18 protein-coding genes and 1 pseudogene are annotated in these 20,482 nt (G+C 71.8%); 10 read left to right on the top strand and 9 right to left on the bottom strand.

Annotated features, from left to right (window positions below; translation table 11 throughout):
* Positions 1–2: 2 nt before the first annotated feature.
* Positions 3–257, bottom strand: a complete 255-nt coding sequence (locus tag ACQF4J_RS24805) for a MoaD/ThiS family protein (protein ID WP_351560511.1) — start codon at positions 255–257, stop codon at positions 3–5.
* A gap of 200 nt (positions 258–457) precedes the next feature.
* Here ACQF4J_RS24805 and ACQF4J_RS24800 point away from each other — a divergent pair, with 200 nt between their 5' ends.
* Positions 458–2,449, top strand: coding sequence for a zinc ribbon domain-containing protein (locus tag ACQF4J_RS24800; RefSeq protein ID WP_427166819.1), 1,992 nt, complete (start codon positions 458–460; stop codon positions 2,447–2,449).
* Here the strand turns inward: ACQF4J_RS24800 and ACQF4J_RS24795 are convergent.
* Positions 2,446–3,309 carry an alpha/beta hydrolase family protein gene (locus ACQF4J_RS24795; RefSeq protein ID WP_351560509.1) on the bottom strand — a complete coding sequence of 288 codons (864 nt, stop codon included), beginning with the start codon at positions 3,307–3,309 and terminating at the stop codon, positions 2,446–2,448. The genes ACQF4J_RS24800 and ACQF4J_RS24795 overlap by 4 nt on opposite strands.
* Positions 3,310–3,491: 182 nt before the next feature.
* Between ACQF4J_RS24795 and ACQF4J_RS24790 the strand changes: the two genes are divergently transcribed.
* The 8 genes and pseudogenes from ACQF4J_RS24790 to ACQF4J_RS24755 all read left to right on the top strand — a co-directional run bounded on the left by ACQF4J_RS24790 (position 3,492) and on the right by ACQF4J_RS24755 (position 11,234).
* Positions 3,492–4,271: a winged helix-turn-helix transcriptional regulator gene (locus ACQF4J_RS24790; protein WP_351560507.1), complete on the top strand. Its 780-nt coding sequence runs from the start codon at positions 3,492–3,494 to the stop codon at positions 4,269–4,271.
* A gap of 95 nt (positions 4,272–4,366) precedes the next feature.
* On the top strand, positions 4,367–5,389 hold the full coding sequence (locus ACQF4J_RS24785) for a LacI family DNA-binding transcriptional regulator (protein ID WP_351560505.1): 1,023 nt from the start codon (positions 4,367–4,369) through the stop codon (positions 5,387–5,389).
* A gap of 134 nt (positions 5,390–5,523) precedes the next feature.
* Positions 5,524–6,681, top strand: coding sequence for a S1C family serine protease (locus tag ACQF4J_RS24780; protein WP_351560503.1), 1,158 nt, complete (start codon positions 5,524–5,526; stop codon positions 6,679–6,681).
* A gap of 33 nt (positions 6,682–6,714) precedes the next feature.
* Positions 6,715–6,894 carry a hypothetical protein gene (locus ACQF4J_RS24775; RefSeq protein WP_351560501.1) on the top strand — a complete coding sequence of 60 codons (180 nt, stop codon included), beginning with the start codon at positions 6,715–6,717 and terminating at the stop codon, positions 6,892–6,894.
* A 60-nt stretch (positions 6,895–6,954) separates the two neighbouring features.
* On the top strand, positions 6,955–7,692 hold the full coding sequence (locus tag ACQF4J_RS24770) for a response regulator transcription factor (RefSeq protein WP_351560499.1): 738 nt from the start codon (positions 6,955–6,957) through the stop codon (positions 7,690–7,692).
* Positions 7,689–9,125 carry a sensor histidine kinase gene (locus ACQF4J_RS24765; RefSeq protein ID WP_427166818.1) on the top strand — a complete coding sequence of 479 codons (1,437 nt, stop codon included), beginning with the start codon at positions 7,689–7,691 and terminating at the stop codon, positions 9,123–9,125. Before ACQF4J_RS24770 ends, ACQF4J_RS24765 begins: the two co-directional genes overlap by 4 nt.
* Before the next feature lie 202 nt (positions 9,126–9,327).
* Positions 9,328–10,452: pseudogene (locus ACQF4J_RS24760) on the top strand (pectinesterase family protein); the annotation flags it as partial.
* Between the two features lie 50 nt (positions 10,453–10,502).
* Positions 10,503–11,234, top strand: coding sequence for a PH domain-containing protein (locus tag ACQF4J_RS24755; protein ID WP_351560495.1), 732 nt, complete (start codon positions 10,503–10,505; stop codon positions 11,232–11,234).
* Here ACQF4J_RS24755 and ACQF4J_RS24750 read toward each other — a convergent pair.
* From ACQF4J_RS24750 to ACQF4J_RS24740, 3 genes are all read right to left on the bottom strand, one after another.
* On the bottom strand, positions 11,224–13,008 hold the full coding sequence (locus tag ACQF4J_RS24750; protein ID WP_351560493.1) for an ABC transporter ATP-binding protein: 1,785 nt from the start codon (positions 13,006–13,008) through the stop codon (positions 11,224–11,226). The genes ACQF4J_RS24755 and ACQF4J_RS24750 overlap by 11 nt on opposite strands.
* Before the next feature lie 94 nt (positions 13,009–13,102).
* Positions 13,103–13,228 (bottom strand): hypothetical protein, encoded by a 126-nt coding sequence (locus ACQF4J_RS24745; RefSeq protein ID WP_267956035.1) that lies wholly within the window; start codon positions 13,226–13,228, stop codon positions 13,103–13,105.
* A gap of 395 nt (positions 13,229–13,623) precedes the next feature.
* Complete coding sequence (locus ACQF4J_RS24740) at positions 13,624–15,423, bottom strand: bifunctional metallophosphatase/5'-nucleotidase (protein ID WP_351560491.1); 1,800 nt, start codon at positions 15,421–15,423, stop codon at positions 13,624–13,626.
* Positions 15,424–15,614: 191 nt separating this feature from the next.
* Between ACQF4J_RS24740 and mshD the strand changes: the two genes are divergently transcribed.
* Positions 15,615–16,541, top strand: coding sequence for a mycothiol synthase (gene mshD, locus ACQF4J_RS24735; protein ID WP_351560489.1), 927 nt, complete (start codon positions 15,615–15,617; stop codon positions 16,539–16,541).
* An 18-nt stretch (positions 16,542–16,559) separates the two neighbouring features.
* Here the strand turns inward: mshD and ACQF4J_RS24730 are convergent, their stop codons facing one another.
* Genes ACQF4J_RS24730 through ACQF4J_RS24715 form a run of 4 tightly spaced genes read right to left on the bottom strand, consistent with a single transcriptional unit; the run spans position 16,560 to position 20,429 of the window.
* Positions 16,560–17,231: an ABC transporter gene (locus tag ACQF4J_RS24730; RefSeq protein WP_427166817.1), complete on the bottom strand. Its 672-nt coding sequence runs from the start codon at positions 17,229–17,231 to the stop codon at positions 16,560–16,562.
* Entirely contained in the window at positions 17,219–18,754 is a 1,536-nt protein-coding gene (locus tag ACQF4J_RS24725) for an ABC transporter permease (protein ID WP_351560485.1), read from the bottom strand. The genes ACQF4J_RS24730 and ACQF4J_RS24725 overlap by 13 nt, the downstream gene beginning before the upstream one ends.
* On the bottom strand, positions 18,751–19,611 hold the full coding sequence (locus ACQF4J_RS24720; RefSeq protein ID WP_351560481.1) for an ABC transporter ATP-binding protein: 861 nt from the start codon (positions 19,609–19,611) through the stop codon (positions 18,751–18,753). Before ACQF4J_RS24720 ends, ACQF4J_RS24725 begins: the two co-directional genes overlap by 4 nt.
* Positions 19,608–20,429, bottom strand: coding sequence for a zf-HC2 domain-containing protein (locus ACQF4J_RS24715; protein WP_351560479.1), 822 nt, complete (start codon positions 20,427–20,429; stop codon positions 19,608–19,610). Before ACQF4J_RS24715 ends, ACQF4J_RS24720 begins: the two co-directional genes overlap by 4 nt.
* Positions 20,430–20,482: the final 53 nt, after the last annotated feature.

Raw genomic sequence — 20,482 nt, 5'->3', positions numbered from 1 at the left:
CCTCACCCTCCTGCGAACGGCGGGAGCACCTCGACCGTGCCGCCGTCGGCCAGCCGTACCGTCTCATGTCCGCGGGTCCCCACGGGGTCACCGTTGATGAGGAACGAGCATCGCTGCAGCACGCGCGCGAGTTCGCCGGGGTGTCGCTCACGCACCGCGTCGAGCGCCTCGGCGAGGGTGACCGCGTCGTACGGCTCCTCGGCGACCCCGGCCGCGGCCTTCGCGGCGGCCCAGTAGCGCACCGTGACCTTTGGCATCTGCTCCCTCGACATTGTGATGATGCACAGCGTCGGCTCACGCAATTCTCTGGGATGGCAACGATGTGCTCCCCGTCGACGTCAAGCTGCGAGCCCCTAGACGACATCAGAGTCGCATACAAGTCCGTACGCCGAATGCGTGACCTGTGCGCCGACGTGTCGTTGACCTAATGACAGCACCACGGATCGGGGGGGGGCCGATGAGCCGGAAGTTGGCGTTCGGTTCCGACGAGGCGTCCCGCACCACCTGCGCCCATGGGCTGCTGCGGGCGGGCGTGGTGGAGAAGACGGGCGAAGTCCTGGCGGTCGGAGCGCTGACGGAGCGGATCGGCTGGGCCGCCGATCTGGTCTCCGGCATGGTCCGCGCGCTGCTGGCCGAGCACTGGAACGCAACCGACGTGGGCCTGCTGGCCTGCGGTGTCGATGCCACAGGGCGAGCTCTGCCGTCGAACGCTTGGATGGCGATGCGACGATTGTCCTGGGGCACCGCACCTGCCGCAGATGTGACGGTCAACGACCGGATCGTTCGCATGGCACAGGAACAGGCCGGCCGCATGTTGCGGTCGGCGAAGTGGCGGACCGACCTGACCGCAGGTCTCCTTGCTACGTGGCCGGTCGATCCCGCAAAACGCGCCCCCGATGAGTGGGAGGCCGTCCGTGCGGCAGTTCCCGACGGAATGTCCCTGCCGTCCGGCGTGATCAAGTCCCGCACTCGGCAGGTCGCGGCTTTCCAGCACGCGCATGGCCGGTTGCCGATCGACGTGTTCGAACTGGAGGCCCCGCCCCACGCGGCGCGGATGCTGCTGCTGTCGACCTGTGACGCGCAGCAGGCCACATTCGCCCGTGCCGACGACCCGAGTCGGGCGCTGCTGCGGCTGCAACTCCCGAGCCGCCCCGACCCCCGGTCATACGGGGACTGGGTGTGGGTCGCGTGCCCGATCAAGCTGCCGCCGACCGTTCCGCCCGGCGCTGTGCTGCACCTGCCCACTCTGCGCATCCAACGGGGGCGGGTGCGGGTCGATCTGGCCTACACCCATGTCGTGCCGAAGGCCCGACGCACCGGGCACACCGTGGCGCTGGGCGTGGACTGGGGGCTGAACACGCTGCTCAGCGCAGGGGTGATCCAGTTGCGCGGCAACGGGACGATCACTGCGCTGGGTTCTGGTGCCCGATTCCGGGCCAGTGGTGTGCTCGCCAAACAGCATCGACTGCGTCGCCAGTCCGAACACCTGCAGGCCAAAGCCGACCACTATCAACGGCTCATCATCGAAGCCGACGCACATACGCTGAGTGGCAAGCACGCCGTCCTGGCCGAGGAGATCCGGCGAGTGTCGGACCGGCGCTCGAACCTCAACGCCGCCCTGGCCCGAGCCGCCGCCCGCTGGACCGTCGACCACGCCCTCACCGTCGGCGCGAGCGTCATCTACGTCGAAGACCTCCGGTCCATGGAAGCCAGCGGCATGGGTCGCGCCCTCAACACCCGCCTCTCCCAGCAGGTCCGCGGACAGATCGTGGAGCGGATGCGGCATCTTGCCGCCGAAGCAGGTATCGCCGTGGTCACCGTCCCAGCCCGAAACACCTCACGGCACTGTCCCCGCTGCCTCGTCCCGCTACGTCATCGAAAGGCCCCCGACCGGCCCACCACCCCCGGTTGGAAATGGGCCCGATGTCCCAGCCCCGACTGTGGCTGGCAGGGCGACCGCGACACCGGCGCCTGGCAGCGCATCGCCGCCCGTGGCCTCGCCCACCAGGCCAAGACCGTGGTCGACCGTGCGAGCGGGGCGATGGTCATCCGCAGCGTGGTTGACAAGCTCGAGGTCACCGCATTGGTCACCGCGACGACCACCCAGACCCGCCGGAAAGACCGGTCCAGGACCGCGCCCATCCGGCGCCGCACCCCACGCCCCGCGCCCAGGCGACGCAGGGCACCCTCCCCCACCAGACCCACGGGTCAGGCGGGCAAGCGTCCGGAGGGACACGCACCACCGGGCCGTATACGGCTGCCCCGCGCAGCCCACCGGCACCAGGGCGTGACGACGATCAGCACACCCGCCATCAGCCGACACCGGCCAAGGGGGGCAGCACTGGGCGCAGGGTTTCACCTGCACGCCCACGCCACCCCACCACGGTGGGCAGCGCCCGTACCGGACACCACACCTGTACTGGATCGCGTGGCCGATCAGAGACGCTAGCCCGCCGCGTCGACGGCCCAGCCGCCGATGCGTGCCAGGAGTTGGTCCGTCGCCGCGTGCTCCGCGTGGCCCATGCCGCCCTCCAGCCAGAGTTCGCCGTGCTCACCGGCGGCAGCGGCCAGCATGCGGGGGTGGTCCAGCGGGAAGTAGCCGTCCCGGTCGCCGTGCACGATCAGCAGCGGGGTCGGGGCGATCCTCGGGACGGCCTCCACCGGGGACAGCGGTACCGGGTTCCACTCCCGGTGGTGGATGCGCGTACGGAAGCCGTAGCGGCCGACCAAGCGGCCCTCCGGGCGGGTCACCAGCCAGTGCAGCTTCCGCATGGGGGCCGTGCCCCGGTAGTACCAACGGGCCGGCGCACTCACCGAGATCACCGCGTCCGTGCCCGCTTCGGTGCGCCCCCCGCGCTCCGGTCCGTACAGCGCCGCGTGCCGCAGCACCACCGAACCGCCCATGGAGAAGCCGACGGTCGCCACGCGCGTGTGCCCGAGCCCACGCGCCCACTCCACGGCGGCCGCCAGGTCGAGCACCTCCTTGTCGCCGACCGTCGACCGTCCGCCGGAGGCGCCGTGGCCGCGGAAGGAGAACGAGACCACCGCCCCGAACTGCGTCAACGCCGCCACCACCCGCCGTACGTGGGGCTTGTCCACATCGCCGGTGAAGCCGTGGGCGAGGACGAACACGAGGTCGACGGCGGGTGGCGCGGAGATGTCGTATACGGCGGCCGGCGGGTCGTATACGGAATCGATCGTCACTCCGTCGTCCGTGTGGAGAAACGTCCGCATAGGTGCACGTCTGATCGTCTCGGGATTCGGACGAACGGTGGAACGGGCCACATGACCTGCCGGAGTAGTGCTCATGTGGGCTATTCTGCTGGGCAGAGGACTCGGGCAGCGTAGCCCCCGGGTCCTTTTGTGCTTTCGGAAGCGTTGTATACGAAGCGGGAAACTCCAGGTGACCGCCGGTGTACGGGGCCTTCGGGATCGCAGAGCAGGTGATACACCGCACACGTCCTCGCAGGGACCGAGGAGGAACCAGACGTATGAGTTCTCTGCTGCTCCTGACCAACGCCCTCCAGCCGTCGACGGAGGTGCTCCCGGCGCTCGGCCTGTTGCTGCACAACGTGCGGGTGGCACCGGCGGAGGGCCCCGCACTCGTCGACACCCCGGGCGCCGACGTCATCCTCATCGACGGCCGACGCGACCTTCCGCAGGTCCGCAGCCTGTGCCAGCTGCTGCGCTCCACCGGCCCGGGCTGTCCGCTCATCCTCGTCGTCACCGAGGGCGGCCTCGCCGCCGTCACCGCCGACTGGGGCATCGACGACGTCCTGCTCGACACCGCCGGCCCGGCGGAGGTCGAGGCCCGGCTCCGGCTGGCCATGGGCCGGCAGCAGATCGTCAACGACGACTCCCCCATGGAGATCCGCAACGGCGACCTGTCCGTCGACGAGGCCACCTACAGCGCGAAACTCAAGGGGCGGGTCCTCGACCTCACCTTCAAGGAGTTCGAGCTCCTGAAGTACCTCGCCCAGCACCCCGGCCGCGTCTTCACCCGCGCGCAGCTGCTGCAGGAGGTCTGGGGCTACGACTACTTCGGCGGCACCCGAACGGTCGACGTGCACGTACGGCGGCTGCGCGCCAAGCTCGGCCCCGAGCACGAGTCGCTGATCGGCACCGTCCGGAACGTCGGTTATCGATTCGTTACTCCGGAGAAGGCCGACCGTGTCGCCGAGGAGGCCAAGGCCACGGCGGAACGGGCAAAGATGGAGGATACGGACACCGCGTCCGTGCCGGACGGCGCCGAGGTGCCGGCGGAGGCATGAACGGCCCCTGGGCAGGGCATCTCCTGTGCACAGGAGGCGGCGGGAAGGTTCCGCTCGCCCTGCCCGGGCCGGGTATATCCGCGTAGACTCCGCGCGTGGCCAAGGTGACTCGGGACGATGTGGCGCGGCTGGCGGGGACTTCCACCGCCGTGGTCAGCTACGTCATCAACAACGGACCCCGGCCGGTCGCCCCGGCCACGCGCGAGCGTGTCCTCGCCGCCATCAAGGAGCTGGGGTACCGGCCCGACCGGGTCGCCCAGGCGATGGCGTCCCGCCGGACGGATCTCATAGGCCTGATCATCCCGGACGCGCGCCAGCCCTTCTTCGGCGAGATGGCCCACGCGGTCGAACAGGCCGCCTCCGAGCGCGGGAAGATGGTCCTCGTCGGCAACACCGACTACGTCGCCGAGCGCGAGGTCCACTACCTGCGCGCCTTCCTCGGCATGCGGGTCTCGGGCCTCATCCTCGTCTCCCACGCCCTGAACGACCTCGCCGCCGCCGAGATCGAGGCCTGGGACGCCCGGGTCGTGCTGCTGCACGAGCGGCCCGAGGCCATCGACGACGTCGCCGTCGTCACCGACGACCTGGGCGGCGCCCACCTCGCCGTGCAGCATCTGCTGGAGCACGGGTACGAGTACGTCGCCTGTATGGGCGGCACGGCCGACACCCCCGCCGTCGGCGACCCGGTCTCCGACCACGTCGAGGGCTGGCGGCGCGCGATGGAGGAGGCCGGCAAGCCGACCGAGGGGCGGCTGTTCGAGGCGCCGTACAACCGCTACGACGCGTACCGCATAGCGCTGGAGATCCTCTCCGGGCCGCGGCGGCCGCCCGCCGTCTTCTGCTCCACCGACGACCAGGCCATCGGCGTGCTGCGGGCCGCGCGGGAGCTGCGCATCGACGTCCCCGGCGAGCTCGCGGTGGCCGGCTTCGACGACATCAAGGAGGCGGCGCTCGCGGACCCGCCGCTGACGACGGTCGCCTCCGACCGCAGCGCGATGGCCCGGGCCGCCGTGGACCTGGTCCTGGACGACGGTCTGCGGGTGGCGGGCGCCCGGCGGGAGCGGCTGAAGACCTTCCCGTCCCGGCTGGTCGCGCGCCGGTCGTGCGGCTGCGACTGACCGACTTCATGAGGGGTTTCTGAGAGACCCCCGCCCGCCGCCGTAATCGGCTTTATATCGGGCATACGAGGTTCTGGCGGCGTTCTCAGCGGGCACTCAGGAAGCTCTCATGGTCGCGCGACAAGCTCGATGACATGACCGAGAGCTTCCGCCGCGACGGCGAGTACGAGCAGTACGAGAACCCTTACCAGGGCGCCCAGCAGCACTCCTCCTCCCCCGTGAACCCGGAGTGGCCGCCCCCGCCGGCGCACCGGCCCGCGCAGGCGGAGCCGGTCAGCGTCGCGCCGGGCACCACCGTGTGGCCGGGCGCCCCCCAGTCCATGGCCGGCGGAGAGGGCGGCGGGGACGGCGGCGGTACGGCGGTACTCCCCACCGTCCCCGCCGAGCCCGCGCCCGGAACCGCGCCGGCCGCGAGGAAGCGCGCCCGGGGCCCCTTCGCCCTGCTGGCCGCCGTGGCGATCGTGGCCGCGGCGATAGGCGGCGGTACCGCGTACGCCTTCCAGGAGCTGACCGGCAGCGACACCGTCGCCACCAGCTCCACGACGACCAGCGTGGTGCCCTCCAGCAAGAAGGGCGACGTCGCCTCCATCGCCGCGGCCGTCAGCCCGAGCGTGGTCGAGGTCAGCGCCACACTGAGCAACGGCACGTCCACCGGCTCCGGCGTGATCATCACCAGCGGCGGCGAGATCGTCACCAACAACCACGTCATCTCCGGGGCCCAGTCGATCAAGGTGACGACCAGCGACGGAAAGTCGTACACCGCGAAGGTCGTCGGCACCGACAGCAAGAAGGACCTCGCCCTGATCAAGCTGTCGGGCGCCTCCGGTCTGAAGCCGGCCACCCTCGGCAACTCCAGCGGCGTCCAGGTCGGCGACACGGTGGTGGCGATCGGCTCCCCCGAGGGCCTGTCCGGCACCGTCACCAGCGGCATCGTGTCCTCCCTCAACCGTGACGTGACCGTCTCCACCGACGAGAGCCAGGGCCAGCAGCAGGGCGGCGACGGCAACTGGCCGTTCCAGTTCGGCGGCCGCCAGTTCAACGGCGACACCGGCTCGTCCACCACCACCTACAAGGCCATCCAGACGGACGCCTCCCTCAACCCCGGCAACTCCGGTGGCGCGCTGATCGACGCCGGCGGCAACATCATCGGCATCAACTCCGCGATGTACTCCGCCAGTTCGTCCTCCGGCTCGTCCTCCTCGGACGCCGGCAGCATCGGCCTCGGCTTCGCCATCCCGATCAACACCGTCAAGGCCGACCTGGCCACGCTCCGGTCGGGCTCCACCAGCTGACCCACGCACCCCCGCGACAGCAAGGAGTACGTCATGATCAAGCAGGTCTCCCACCCCGGTGCGGGCACCGACCCGACCGCCTTCACCCTGGCCCTCGAGGTGGCGTACGAACTGCACGCACCGGCGGGCCGCGCCCCGGAGGTGGCCCCCGCCCTCGTCACCGGGCGCCGGACGACGGCCGCCCGCACCCGCCGCCGTACCGTACGAGGCTGAAACCGTGCGACGCTGAGTCGTCAGCCCGCGCACCCCACCGCACCCGAGGAACCGGATCCCATGAGCCCCGCCGACGGCGACCGTGAACCGCAGCGCATCCTGATCGTCGACGACGAGCCGGCCGTGCGCGAAGCACTCCAGCGCAGCCTCGCCTTCGAGGGGTACGACACCGAGGTCGCGGTCGACGGCGCCGACGCCCTCGACAAGGCCACCGCCTACCGCCCCGACCTCGTGGTCCTCGACATCCAGATGCCCCGCATGGACGGCCTCACCGCGGCCCGCCGCATCCGCGGCGCGGGCGACACCACGCCGATCCTGATGCTGACGGCCCGGGACACGGTCGGCGACCGGGTCACCGGGCTCGACGCGGGCGCCGACGACTACCTGGTCAAGCCGTTCGAACTGGACGAGCTCTTCGCCCGCGTCCGCGCGCTGCTGCGGCGCAGCTCCTACGCCGCGGCGGCCGGCGCCGGCCCGGCCGACGAGGACGAGGCGCTCACCTTCGCCGACCTGCGGATGGATCTGGCGACGCGGGAGGTGACGCGGGGCGGACGGCAGGTGGAGCTGACGCGCACGGAGTTCACCCTCCTGGAGATGTTCATGGCACACCCGAGGCAGGTGCTGACCCGGGAGCAGATCCTGAAGGCCGTGTGGGGCTTCGACTTCGAGCCGTCGTCCAACTCGCTGGACGTGTACGTGATGTACCTGCGCCGCAAGACCGAGGCGGGCGGCGAGCCGCGGCTCGTGCACACCGTGCGGGGCGTGGGGTATGTGCTGCGGCAGGGCGGGGCGGAGTGAAGAGGGTCCTACGGCGCTTCCAGACGCTGCCGATCCGCTCCCGACTGGCGATGCTGGTCGCCGCGGCCGTCGCGTTCGCGGTGGCAGCGGTGTCGGTGACGTGCTGGTTCATCGTGCAGGGGAAGTTGTACGAGCAGGTCAACGACGACCTCAACCAGATGGCACGGCGCCCCGGCACGGTCAACCAGCTCCTGCAGAAGTGCAGCCAGAACCCGCAGCAGAACCAGCAGAACTACCCGGGCCGGAACGACTACGTCCAGGCGATCAAGGAGAGCGGCGATCCCTGTGTCGATCCCACTTCCCCGGGCACCGTCAAGGTCACCGGCTCCGACAAGAACGTGATCAAGGCAGCCGAATTCCTCCAGGGCAACTTCCGCAATGGCACCGACAACCACGGCAACGCCGTCCGTGTGCTGACGCTGTACCTGGGGGTCGACCAGAACGACGGGCGAGGGGTTGCGCTGCAACTCGCGGTCCCGCTCAAGGGCACTCAGTCGACCCTCAACGAGCTTGCCCTCATCCTCCTCCTCGTCTCCGGCATCGGAGTCCTGGGTGCGGGCGCCGCGGGCCTCGCCGTCGCCCGGGCCGGGCTGCGGCCCGTGGACAAGCTCACCGAGGCCGTCGAGCATGTGGCCCGGACCGAGGACCTGAGCATCCGCATCCCGGTGGAGGACGACGCCGAGGACGAGGTGGCCCGGCTGTCCCGTTCCTTCAACTCGATGACCTCCTCGCTGGCCAGCTCCCGCGAGCTGCAGCAGCAGCTCATCGCGGACGCCGGTCACGAGCTCCGTACGCCCCTCACCTCCCTGCGCACCAACATCGAGCTCCTCACCCGCAGCGAGGAGACCGGCCGCCCCATCCCGGAGGCCGACCGCAAGGCGCTCCTGGCCTCGGTGAAGGCGCAGATGACCGAACTGGCGTCGTTGATCGGGGACCTGCAGGAGCTGTCGAGGTCGGAGGGCCAGCGGGGCGAGCGCGTGCAGGTCGTCTCGCTGCGGGACACCGCGGAGGCGGCCCTGCGCCGGGCCCGGCTCCGCGGCCCCGAGCTGACGATCACCGCCGACCTCCAGCCCTGGTACGTCCGGGCCGAGCCCTCCGCCCTGGAGCGGGCGCTCGTCAACATCCTCGACAACGCGGTGAAGTTCAGCCCGGAGGGCGGGACCGTCGAGGTCCAGCTGAGCGAGGGCGTGCTGACCGTCCGCGACCACGGCCCCGGCATCCCGGAGGACGAACTCCCCCACGTCTTCGACCGCTTCTGGCGTTCCCCGAGCGCCCGCGCGCTGCCCGGCTCCGGGCTCGGCCTGTCCATCGTGGTCCGCACGGTCCAGCAGGCCGGCGGCGAGGTGACGCTGGAGCGCGCGCAGGGCGGCGGAACCGTGGCGACCGTACGACTGCCGGGCGCGCCGACGCCGCCACCGGATCCGGCGCAGTAGGACGGTCGCCACCGGATCCGGCGCAGTAGGACGGCGACCCGGCAACCTTTCCCTGCGGGGTGACGACCCATCAGCGGTCCTCTGTCCCCGCACGGATTGGAAACCCCCCATGGCCCAGCACCGTCGGTCCAAGGCCGCGCTCGCCGTCGCCGTCCCGCTCGTCCTGGCCGCCACCTCGGCCGCCGCCTACGGTCTGCTCCCCGGCACGAGCGGGCGCAACGAGAGCGGCGGGTCGGGGGCCGCCTGGGACCCCAGGAGCTACTACGCCTACACCCTCGACCAGGCCGCCGACGTGCCCGCACTCCTGAAGTCCGGTGCCGGGCCGCGCAGTTCCATCGGTACGACGGCCGCCGGCACCACGTCCGCCGCCGCCACGACGCTCACCGTCGCCCAGGACGGCAGCGGTCAGTACAGGACCGTGCAGGCCGCGGTGAACGCCGTACCGGCGAACAACACCTCGCGCGTCGTCATCTCCGTCAAGCCGGGCACGTACCGCGAGCTGGTGAAGGTCCCGGCGAACAAGCCGCACGTTACCATCCAGGGCACGGGCGGCAGCCGCAAGGACACGGTGATCGTCTACAGCAACGCGGCCGGCACGCAGAAGCCCGACGGTTCGGGAACGTACGGCACCGGCGGCAGCGCGACCGTCGCCGTGGACGCCGACGACTTCCAGGCCCGCAACCTGACCATCTCCAACGACTTCGACGAGGCCGCGCACACCGACATCGCCCAGCAGGCCGTCGCCCTGCGCACCAGCGCCGACAAGGTGTTCCTGGACGGCGTCATCGTCAGCGGGGACCAGGACACCCTGCTCGTCGACACCGCGTCCAAGGACAGGCTGGGCCGGGTGTACATGACCAACTCCTATGTCGTCGGCAACGTCGACTTCATCTTCGGCCGGGCGACCGCGGTCATCGACAAGTCGGTCATCACCCTGAAGAAACGCTACAACGGCACCTCGGCCGGGTACGTCACCGCCCCGTCGACCGCCGCGGGCCGCCACGGCATCCTGATCGCCGACTCCACGGTGAACGGGGACGTCTCCGACCGCTCCTTCTACCTCGGGCGGCCCTGGCACGCCGGGGGTGACGCGAGCCTCGACCCGCAGACCACCGTCCGCAACACCAGCCTCAGCGCGGCGATCCGGACCACCCCGTGGACCGACATGAGCGGCTTCTCCTGGAAGGACGACCGGTTCGCGGAGTACAGGAACACCGGAGCGGGCTCGGGCGCGGCGAGCGCTGACCGGCCCCAGCTGACCGACGCCCAGGCCGCCCAGCAGGAGGTCGCGGACTGGCTGGGCGACTGGACGCCGACCTCCTCCTGACGGTCACGGACACCCGCCCTACGATCATCCCGAACGAATGGGGAGGGCGTATGGGCGGGGACACGACCGCGATCGAGCGGGTGTACCGAAGACGGCGCAGGCCGCCGTGGACGCAGATCGGGCTGGCGGTGCTGATCGGCGGCAACGCCCTCGTCCAGGCAGGCCGTTTCGACGACCCGTACGCGTATCGCGACGGGCCGCCCGGATGGGCGCCCCTGACGGTCGGGCTGCTGTTCACGGCGACCCTGGCGCGGATCCTCCTGGAGCAGCTGCGGGCGCACACCCGCGTCACCGCCTCCGGCGTCACCGTCCAGGGGCGCCTGCGGTCACGGTCCTGGGAGTGGCGCGAGGTGTACGACATCCGGGTCGAGCCCGCCCCGCGCGGGGCGGGCTCGGCGGGCCCCCGGTGGCTGGCCTTCCTGTACGACTTCGAGGGGCGCCGGCACCTGCTCTGGCACATCGACGACCGGCAGCTGGACGATCCGTACGCCGAGGTCTCGGAGCTGTGCCTGTCCGCGGCCCCCCACCGCAGCCTGGCCTGGGAGCCGCAGCCGCGGGTCGAGGAGCTGATCCGGCGCGGTGCGGCCCGGCGCAAGGCGTGGGCCCGGGCCGCGTACGGTGCGCTCGGGGTGCTGGCCGTCATGTTCGTGGTCGACTTCTGGGAGATCGTCACCGGACGCCCGGAGCACGTGTTCCTGCTGCTGGTGGTCGTACCGCTGGTCTCCTTCGGGCTCCTGGGCGCCGTTCTGCAACGGTGGTGGGCCCTGCGGGTCACCACCTGAGGATCATCGTCTCGTCCGGTGCGGGCGGCAGGTCGGCCACGGCGTCCGGCAGGGGCTCGGCGAGGGCCGCGTAGGCGCCGCCGCGCGCGAGGAGTTCTCGGTGGGTGCCGGTCTCCACCAGCCGGCCGCGGTCGACGACCAGGATGCGGTCCGCGTCCGGCGCCAGGCTCAGATCGTGCGTGATCATGATCGTGGTGCGGCCCGCCATCAGCTTGCGCAGCGGGGTCACCACCTGGCGGGCGGCCACCGCGTCCAGGCCCGCGGTCGGTTCGTCCAGGACGAGGACCGGTGCGGCGCGCAGCATGGCGCGGGCGATGGCGATGCGCTGCAGCTGGCCGCCGGAGAGAGCGGCCGTGCCGGGGGCGATGGGGGTGTCGTAGCCCTCGGGCAGTGCGGTGATGAAGTTGTGCGCCGCCGCTTCCCGCGCCGCCCGCCGGATCTCCTCGTCGCTCGCGCCGGGGCGGCCGCAGGCGATGTTCTCGCGGATCGTGCCGTTGAGGATCAGGGTCTCCTGGGGCAGCAGGGCCACGTTCTCGCGCAGGAAGCGCAGGGAGAGGTCGGTGAGCGGGACGCCGTCGAGGGTGATCACGCCCTGGGCGGGGTCGTAGAAGCGGGTCAGGAGTTTGGAGAGGGTGGACTTGCCGGCGCCGCTCGCTCCGGTGACGATCACCAGCTCGCCGGGGCCCGCCGAGAAGCTGACGTCACGCAGGGAGGCGCGGCGGGACTCGGGGTAGCGGAAGGAGACGGCGTGGAAGCCGACCCAGCCGCGCACGGGCCACTCGTCGAGCGGCCGGGCGGGGTCCGCGACGGCCGGCTCGGCGTCCAGGATCTCGTTGAGGCGCTCGGCGCCCGCGGTGGCCGCGGTGAGGGTGAGACCGAGCTGGCCCAGGCTGCGGACCGGCGGGTAGAGGTAGCCGATGAAGGCGGCGAAGGCCAGGAGCTGACCGAGGGTCATGCGGCCGGCGGAGATCTCCCAGACGCCCAGGCCGATCACGGCGAGGACGCACAGCGTCTCGACGACCTCGACGAACTGCTCGTACATCTCGCCGAGCCGGGCGCCGCGCACGCTCGCCCGCATCCAGGCGCGGGCCTCGCGGTCGAGCCGCCGCTCCTCGTCCGCGCGGCGGTTGTAGGCCTGGGTGAGGACGATGTTGCCCAGGGACTCCTCGACCACCGAGGTGATCGCGCCGTCGGCGACCCGCTCGTCCTGGGAGGCGGTCTTGATGCGGCCGGAGAACCGGCGGGCGGCGAGGAGGAAGAGGGGCGCGAGGACGAAGGTGGCCAGAGCCAGGTCCCAGCGCAGGTAGAGGGCGGCGCAGGCGTAGAAGACGGCTGAGAAGGCGGCGGAGACCGTGCCGACGACTCCGGAGACGACGAGCTGCTCGATGGCCTCGACGTCACCGGTGAGGCGTTCGACCAGGTCGCCCTGGCGGTGCCGCTGGAAGAAGTGCGGCGGCAGGTCCTGGACGTGCCGGAACACCCCGGCGCGCAGGCGCAGGACGAATCTCTCCGCGGTCCAGGTGGCGAGCGAGTTGCCGAGGTAGCCGACGAGGGCGCCGAGCGCGGCCACGCCGAGCCAGGCGCCGGCCGGTCCCCAGAAGGCGGAGAGCGAGCCGGCCTTCAGGGCGTTGTCGGTGAGTTCGGCGAACAGCAGGATCGAGGCGGTCTCGGCGACCGCGGACACGATCACGCAGGCGACGATCGTCACCAGCCATCTGCGGTCGCCGCGGGTCAGCGGCCAGAACCGGCCGAAGGCCGCGCGGACCTCTCCCATCGTCGTCGACTCCCTTCATGTGGTGCGGACATGGCCGGGCGGGGCCACCTGGCGGGCTGGTTCGCCCACCGGTGGCCCCGCCGCGCGGTGTGCCTCAGCCCTGGTGGCCGACGGGGCGGCGCTTCGGGGCGGGCTTCTTGGGGGCAGGCTTCCTGGCGGCGGCCGGGGCGGCCTTCTTGCAGTCGTTCTTCTTCACCGGGGCGATCTTCTTGAAGCTCATGTGCGTGCCTTTCTTGATTTACGTCAGTGAATTACGGCTAAGAATTCCGTCAGTCCTGGTGGCCGACCGGTCGACGCTTCGGAGCGGGCTTCTTCGGAGCCGGCTTCCTGGGGGCTGCCGGAGCGGGCTTGTGGTGCTTCTTGACCGGGGCGATCTTGTGGAAGCTCATGGTGCTCTCCTCGGATTCGGTGTCGTTTGCGCCGTTCGCTTTCGACATGGAAAACACTACGGCATTCCCGAAGACGAAAAAGGCCAATTCCACTGAGAGGTTCCTGAGTTGATCCTGTGAGAGATTCTTATGTCAATTCAGGAACCGAACCCGTGCTTACACAGAATTTAAAAGGAAAGGGGCCCGGTGCCTGTCGGCACCGGGCCCCTGACCGGGGAAGCCGCGGCTACTGCACGATCGTGATGCGGTTCGCGGCCGGAGGCGCGAGCGGGCCGCTCGCGGAGGAGTTGGCCGTCAGGTACTCCGCCAGCGCCGCCAGGTCGTCGGTGCCGACCAGGTCGTTGGTGCCCTGGCCGAGCGTGGTGAAGCCGTCGCCGCCGCCCGCGAGGAAGCTGTTGGTGGCGACGCGGTAGGTGGCGGCCGGGTCGATCGCGGCGCCGTTCAGCCTGATGGAGTCGGTGACCACACGGTCCGCGCCCGTCTTCGTCAGGTCGAGGGTGTACGTCAGGTTCGCCGACGGCTGCAGGATCTTCGGCGCCGCCGTGTTCGAGCCGCTCACCTGCTCCTTGAGCACCTGGATCAACTGGGCGCCCGTGAAGTCCTGCAGGTTCACCGTGTTGGAGAACGGCTGCACGGTGAAGCCCTCGGCGTAGGTGACGACTCCGTCGCCCTCGGCGCCCTTGGCCGCGTACGTCAGCCCGGCCCGCACACCGCCCGGGTTCATCAGCGCGAGGTCGGTCTCCGCGTCCAGCTTCCTGCCGTACGCGAGCTGGGCGTCGGCGATCAGGTCGCCCATCGGGGACTCGGTGCCGGTGTTGGGGACGTCGGCGGAGATGTAGCCGATGGGACGGTTGCCGACCGGCGCGGCGAGGGTGTTCCAGCGGCCGATCAGCTCGGTCATGTCCGGGGCCTTGGCGACGGTCCGGGTCACCACGTGGTTCGCCGACTTCACCGCCGTGCGGACGATGTCCCCGGTGAGGCGGTCGTAGGTCAGGGTGGTGTCGGTGTAGAGGCGGCCGAAGGACGCGGCCGAGGTGACCATGCGCGGCTTGCCCGAGGGGTCGGGGATCGTGCAGACGTAGGCCGCGTGCGTGTGGCCGGTGACGAGGGCGTCCACGGACGGGGTGATGTTCTTCGCGATGTCCACGATCGGGCCGGAGATGCCGGAGCCGGCGCCCGAGGAGTCGCAGTCGTAGTTGTACGCGCCGGAGGCCGGCAGCCCACCCTCGTGGATCAGGGCGACGATGGAGTTCACGCCCTGGGCCCGCAGCACCTTGGCGTACTTGTTGATGGTCTCGACCTCGTCCTTGAACTTCAGGCCCTTGACCCCGTCCGCGGAGACGACACCGGGGGTGTCCTCCAGGGTCACGCCGATGAAGCCGATCCGGACGTCCTTCTTCTTCCAGACCCAGTACGGCTTGAGGATCGGCTTGTTCGTCTTCTCGTCGAGGACGTTCGCGGCGAGGTAGGGGAAGTCGGCGCCCTCGAAGCCCTCGTCGGTGTAGCAGCCGTCGGTCGGGTGGCAGCCGCCGTACTGAAGCCGCTTCAGCTCCTTGGCGCCCTCGTCGAACTCGTGGTTGCCGACGGAGGTGACGTCCAGGTCGAGCTTGTTGAGTGCCTCGATGGTGGGCTCGTCGTGGAAGAGGCCCGAGACCAGCGGGGAGGCGCCGACCATGTCGCCGCCGGCCGCCGTGATGGAGTACGCCTTGCCCTGGCGGGCCTCGCGCAGATGGGTCGCGAGGTACTCGACGCCACCGGCGTCGATCGTCTTCGTGGTGCCGTCCGCCTGCAGTTCGGTGACCCGGCCGGAGGAGCCCGACGGCGGCTCCAGGTTGCCGTGCAGGTCGTTGAAGGACAGCAGTTGTACGTCCTGGTAGCGGCTCGGGTGGTGGCCGCCGCCCTTGTTCTCGTGCGCGTCCGCCGGGAGCGCGGCGGCCAGGGCACCGACGGTGGCCAGACCGGCGGCTGCGGCGAGCAGACGGTAGGTGCGTCTGCGGTGCGGATACGGCTGGGAAGTGGCTGGCATGCGCCCCCCTGTGGGTCTGCTGGATGTCGCCGAACGGCACGGCTCCGTCCGGCGCAGCCTAGGGTCAACGCGCGTAGCACAACAGGGGGTTCTTGGTTACATCCTGGTTTCCCTTTGTCCTTCGCTTTGCCTTTGTGTTCCGTTCGTCCCGTGCCGCCACTTTGCCGCGGCCGCCCCTTACCCTCGTACGCATGACCAGCGACGACACCGCACGCGCGGGCCGCCCCCGCGCCATCGAGACCCACTCCGCGCTGACCGGCGAGCAGACCGAGGCCGTGCTCGCGCTGCTGGCCGAGGCCGCCGAGGCCGACGGCCGGCAGGCGGTGTCGGAACAGGGGCGCCTGCAACTGCGCGGCGGCGCGCGCGAGGGCGTCTCGCATCTTCTGCTCACGGTCGACGACGAACTCGTGGGCTACGCCCAGCTGGAGGACACCGACCCGGTCGAGGCGCCCGCCGCAGAGCTGGTCGTCCACCCCGCCCACCGCGGGCACGGCCACGGACGGGCGCTGGGCACGGCGCTGCTCGCCGCGTCCGGCAAGCGGCTGCGGGTGTGGGCGCACGGCGGGCACTCGGCGGCGCGGCACCTCGCGCAGGTCCTCGGCCTGACGCTGTTCCGCGAACTGCGGCAGATGCGGCGGCCGTTGACCGGCCTGGACCTGCCCGACCCGGTCCTGCCGCAGGACGTGACGGTCCGCACCTTCGTCTCCGGCCGGGACGACGCGGCGTGGCTCGCGGTGAACGCCGCCGCCTTCGCCCACCACCCCGAGCAGGGCTCCCTCACCCGGCGCGACCTCGACGACCGCAAGGCGGAGCCGTGGTTCGACCCGGCCGGGTTCTTCCTCGCCTTCCGCGGTGACGAACTCATCGGGTTCCACTGGACGAAGGTGCACGCCGAGGAGGGGCTGGGCGAGGTGTACGTGCTGGGCGTGCGGCCCGGCGAGCAGGGCGGCGGTCTGGGCAAGGCGCTCACCACGATCGGGCTGCGGCATCTGGCGGGGCAGGGGCTGCCGAACGCGATGCTGTACGTGGACGCCGACAACAAGACGGCCGTCTCCGTCTACGAGCGGCTGGGGTTCGTCACGTACGAGACGGACCTGATGTACCGCACGGAAACCTGAGCGCGCCCCGGGGCGTGCTCAGGCGCCGGACGGGCCGAGGGACGGCCGGCGTCCCCGGCGCCACGCCCGTCCGCGCACCGGCTCGGGCAGGCACGCCCCCAGCACCAGCAGCGCGCCGGCCAGCAGCCACGCCCACCGCTCGTGCGCCTCGCCCCACTTGGGGTCCCCCGGCGAGGTGAACAGCGGCCACCGGTCCGGCCAGAGCAGCACGGCCAGGAGAGCGGTGAACAGCAGCGCCGCCGCCACCGACGGCCCCGGTCGCGGTTCGTCCGTCAGGCGGACGGCGAGCGCGGCCCCGGCCAGCGCCAGGGCGCAGGTCGTCGCCGCCTCGAGGGTGACGGCACCTGTGGGAGGACGCACCGAGGACGGGACGAGCAGGAGTACGGCCGTCCACCACAGCGCGGTGGCCGGCGCGACCGGCGCGAGGCGGAGGGCGACGCGCAGCGGGCGCCGGGCCGGCACCGTCGCCGTGGTGTGCCGGGCCGGGTCGTCCAGGAGGAAGGTCAGGGCCAGGGCGTGGGCCAGGGCGGCTGCCCGCAGCAGGGCGAGGGTGGCCCAGGGGCCGGGCTCCCCGTCCGACAGACGGGGGACGGCGACCGCCGACAGCCCCAGGAGGCTGCCCGCCGCCAGCGCACGCCACGGCAGCGTCCGGCACACCGGCGCGATCAACTCCCGCGTCAGCTCTCGCACGACTCCGCACCCCCCTTCGGCACCGCGGCACCCAGCAGCCGGGCCGCGTCGGCCGTCGTCACTTTCGGGGCCGTCAGCCGGCTCCAGTGGGCCTTCACCGCGGCCTCGACATCGCGGCGCGGCTTGCCGAGCAGTTCGCGGACGACGGCCGTCTGCGCCGCCGTCATGTTCAGCGGGTCCGTCGGGGACAGGACGATCGCCGAGCCGCTCAGGCTGTCGTCGAGGCGCACGTTGCGCAGGGACTGCGTCGGGTCGTCCTGCCAGGACAGGGCCAGCCACATCACGGTGACCATGCGGCCGTCGCACATCTCCCCCGCCGTCTTCTCGTCGCCCGCAACCAGTACGGAGGCGACGGCGGCCGAGAACTCGGGAACGCGGTTGCCGCCCCAGGCCGTTCCGACGGTGACCCGGTGGGGGTCGGCGGAGGGCAGGATCGCGGAGTCGCTGTCCAGGCCGTAGCGGGCCTCGATGCGCTGCCGTACGAGCAGGGGCTGGGTGTGCGCGGTGCCGCCGGCCAGGGACTGCACCTCGTGCACGACCTTCGCCCAGGTGGCCGTGCGGGGCGTCCACTCGGGGAAGGCGCAGAACGTGGAGGTCTCGCGCCGCACGCAGGTCTGCTCCTTCTCCGGGCTGACCGAGGCCCGCTCCCGGGCGGCCCGCAACTGCGGTGAGACGCCGCCGGACTGGGCGACCGCGCCGGCCAGCGTGAGCGCCAGCGCGCCCGCGAGACCCGCCTTCAGCACCCGGGTCCGGCCGCCGCCCGCCAGTACGGCGCCGAAGGCCGCGAGGAGGACCAGGCCGGTGAGGTAGAGGGCGTGCCAGGCGGCGGGGCGTCCGATCAGGTCCGAGGGAAGGGTGTCCCGGTTGTTCTCGCTCACGATGGGTGACAGCCAGCGGGACCACTCTGCGTCACCCGTGCCGGCCGAGAGGAACAAGGAGGAGGCGAAGAGGCCGACGACCAGGAGCGGGGCGGCGAAGGAGGACGGGACCAGGCGGGCGGCCAGGACCCCGAGGGTGCCGCACAGCAGGACGTAGAGGGGGCCGACGGCCAGCTCCGCGGGTGAGCCGTGACCCACCGCGCCGGACCTGAGCGCCTGCCTGGTGAACTCGCCGAGGACGACCAGCGCGGTGAGCACCGCGTACGGGACGACGGACAGGACGTGCGCGAGGGTGCGCCGCCACGGCTCCATCGGCGCCACGTCGACCTGCCGGTCGGTGCCCCGCCGGCGGTCGCGCAGGGCGGCCCGGTTGACGCAGACGAACAGCGCGATGCCCAGCAGCGCCGGCCCGGACTGGGTGGCCCGGTCGACGTCCTGCAGGGCCGGGTAGGTGTCCATGCCGTCGGCGGGGAACAGCAACCGCCAGCCGGTGTAGCCGACGTACAGCAGCAGCGTCGCGAACACCGGGAGGAACCACAGCTGTTGGCGGGCCTCGAAGCGGGCCAGCGCGATCACGGCCGCCCACGGCGTGTGCCGCTCCCGCACGGCGACGGGCGTGGCCGTCGTCTCCAGCACGGCGCTCATGCCGCCACCTCCGCGCCCGCGTCGTCCAGGGTGAGCAGGTAGCCGTCCTCCAGGGTGGGTTCGAGGAGGTCGGCGCCGTCCGGCGGGGTGCCGACGTTGCGGAAGGAGCCGGTGCCGGTGCGCCAGCCCGCCTTGGCGCCGGGGTCGCGTTCCGCGCTGCTCCACACCCGGCCGGCCGCCCGTTCGGTCAGTTCGGCGGGGGTGCCGTCGAAGCGGATGCGGCCGCCGGCCATCACCAGTACGCGGTGGCAGAGCATCGCCACGTCCTCGGTCTGATGCGTGGACAGCAGTACCGTCCGGCCCTCGCCCGCCTGCGCGATCAACTCCCGGAACCGCATGCGCTGTTCGGGGTCCAGGCCCACCGTCGGTTCGTCGAGGACGAGGAAGCCGGGGTCGCCGACCAGCGCCGCCGCCAGGGCGACCCGCTGGCGCATGCCGCCGGACAGCTTCTTGATGCGCTTGCCGCGTACGTCACCGAGGTCGACCTCCTCCAGCACGCGCCGCACCTCGCGATGGCGTGCGCCTCGGTCGGTCAGCTCCTTGAGGATGGCCACGTAGTCGACGAACTCGAAGGATGTGAAGTCCGGGTGGAAACCGGGGGTCTGCGGCAGATAGCCGAGGCTGCGGCGCACGTCCTGGCGGCCCGCCGAGGTGGCGGGGTCGTGTCCGAGGACGGTGAAGGCGCCGGTGTCGGCGGGCACGGCGGTGGCCAGCACCCGCAACAGGGTGGTCTTCCCGGCGCCGTTGGGGCCGATGAGGCCGGTGACGCCTGGGGTCAGCCGCAGTGACACGTCGTCGAGGGCGCGGGTGCCGCCGAAGCGGAGGCCCAGCCCGGAGGCGGAAACGGTGGGTGTCATACGGCACTCCCCTGGAGGCGGTCGAAACGGTCACGTGAGAGGAACAGCAGCCCGGCGGCGAGCGCGGCGACCGCCGCCGCCACCCCCTGGCCGAGTGCGGTGAACGGCGCGAGCGTCGCCGTGGCGCCGTGGGCGTGGGCGCGTGCCGCGAGCAGCAGCGTCGCCCAGGCGCCGCCGACCAGCGACGGCGCGAGCACCGGGCCGAGCCGGGCGGACAGTGCCAGGCCGGTCGAGGTCAGGGCGAGCGCGGGCAGCAGCCAGGCCAGGACGCGCAGGCCGTAGCCGGGCAGGGCGAGGCTCGCCAGGGCGTCGAGGCCGAGGCCGGCGGCGAGGACGGCGACCGTGCGGATCATCAGCAGCCGGAACCCGTGCATCGGGGAGACCACCGTCATCTCGTACGTCGGGTCCAGTGCGGGCCCGTACGACAGCGCGACCCCGGCCAGCGGCAGCAGCGGCGCGAGGGCCAGGAAGAGCGTCGGCGAGTCGGCGGTCTGCGCGGCCAGCACGGACGTCACCAGCACGGCGACGACGGCGCCCAGCCAGGAGCGGCGCAGTACGGGAGTGGCCGCCAGCAGCCGGGCGAGGTGGTCGGCGACGCCGACCCGCAGCAGCAGCCGCTCGAACAGCCCCGGGCGGGGCGCGTCGAGTTCGGCGTCCAGCCGCTCCCAGCCCGCGTCGACGGGCTCGCCCACGGAGGCGAGCACCTCACGGCACCGGCCGCACGACATCAGGTGCGTGTCGGCGGACCACACCATCGGCGCCGCCAACTCGCCCCGCGCGTAGGCCCGCAGATCCCCGTCGTCCACATGCCACGTCATCCCGCCACCTCCCGCTCACCGGTGCACGCACTGCCCCGATCGGCTGTCCGATC

The organism is Streptomyces sp. C1-1 (assembly GCF_050214755.1).
In the GTDB taxonomy this organism is placed as follows: domain Bacteria; phylum Actinomycetota; class Actinomycetes; order Streptomycetales; family Streptomycetaceae; genus Streptomyces.
Note: the sequence above shows the minus strand (reverse complement) of the source record. Positions and strands in the feature narration are given on the sequence as shown.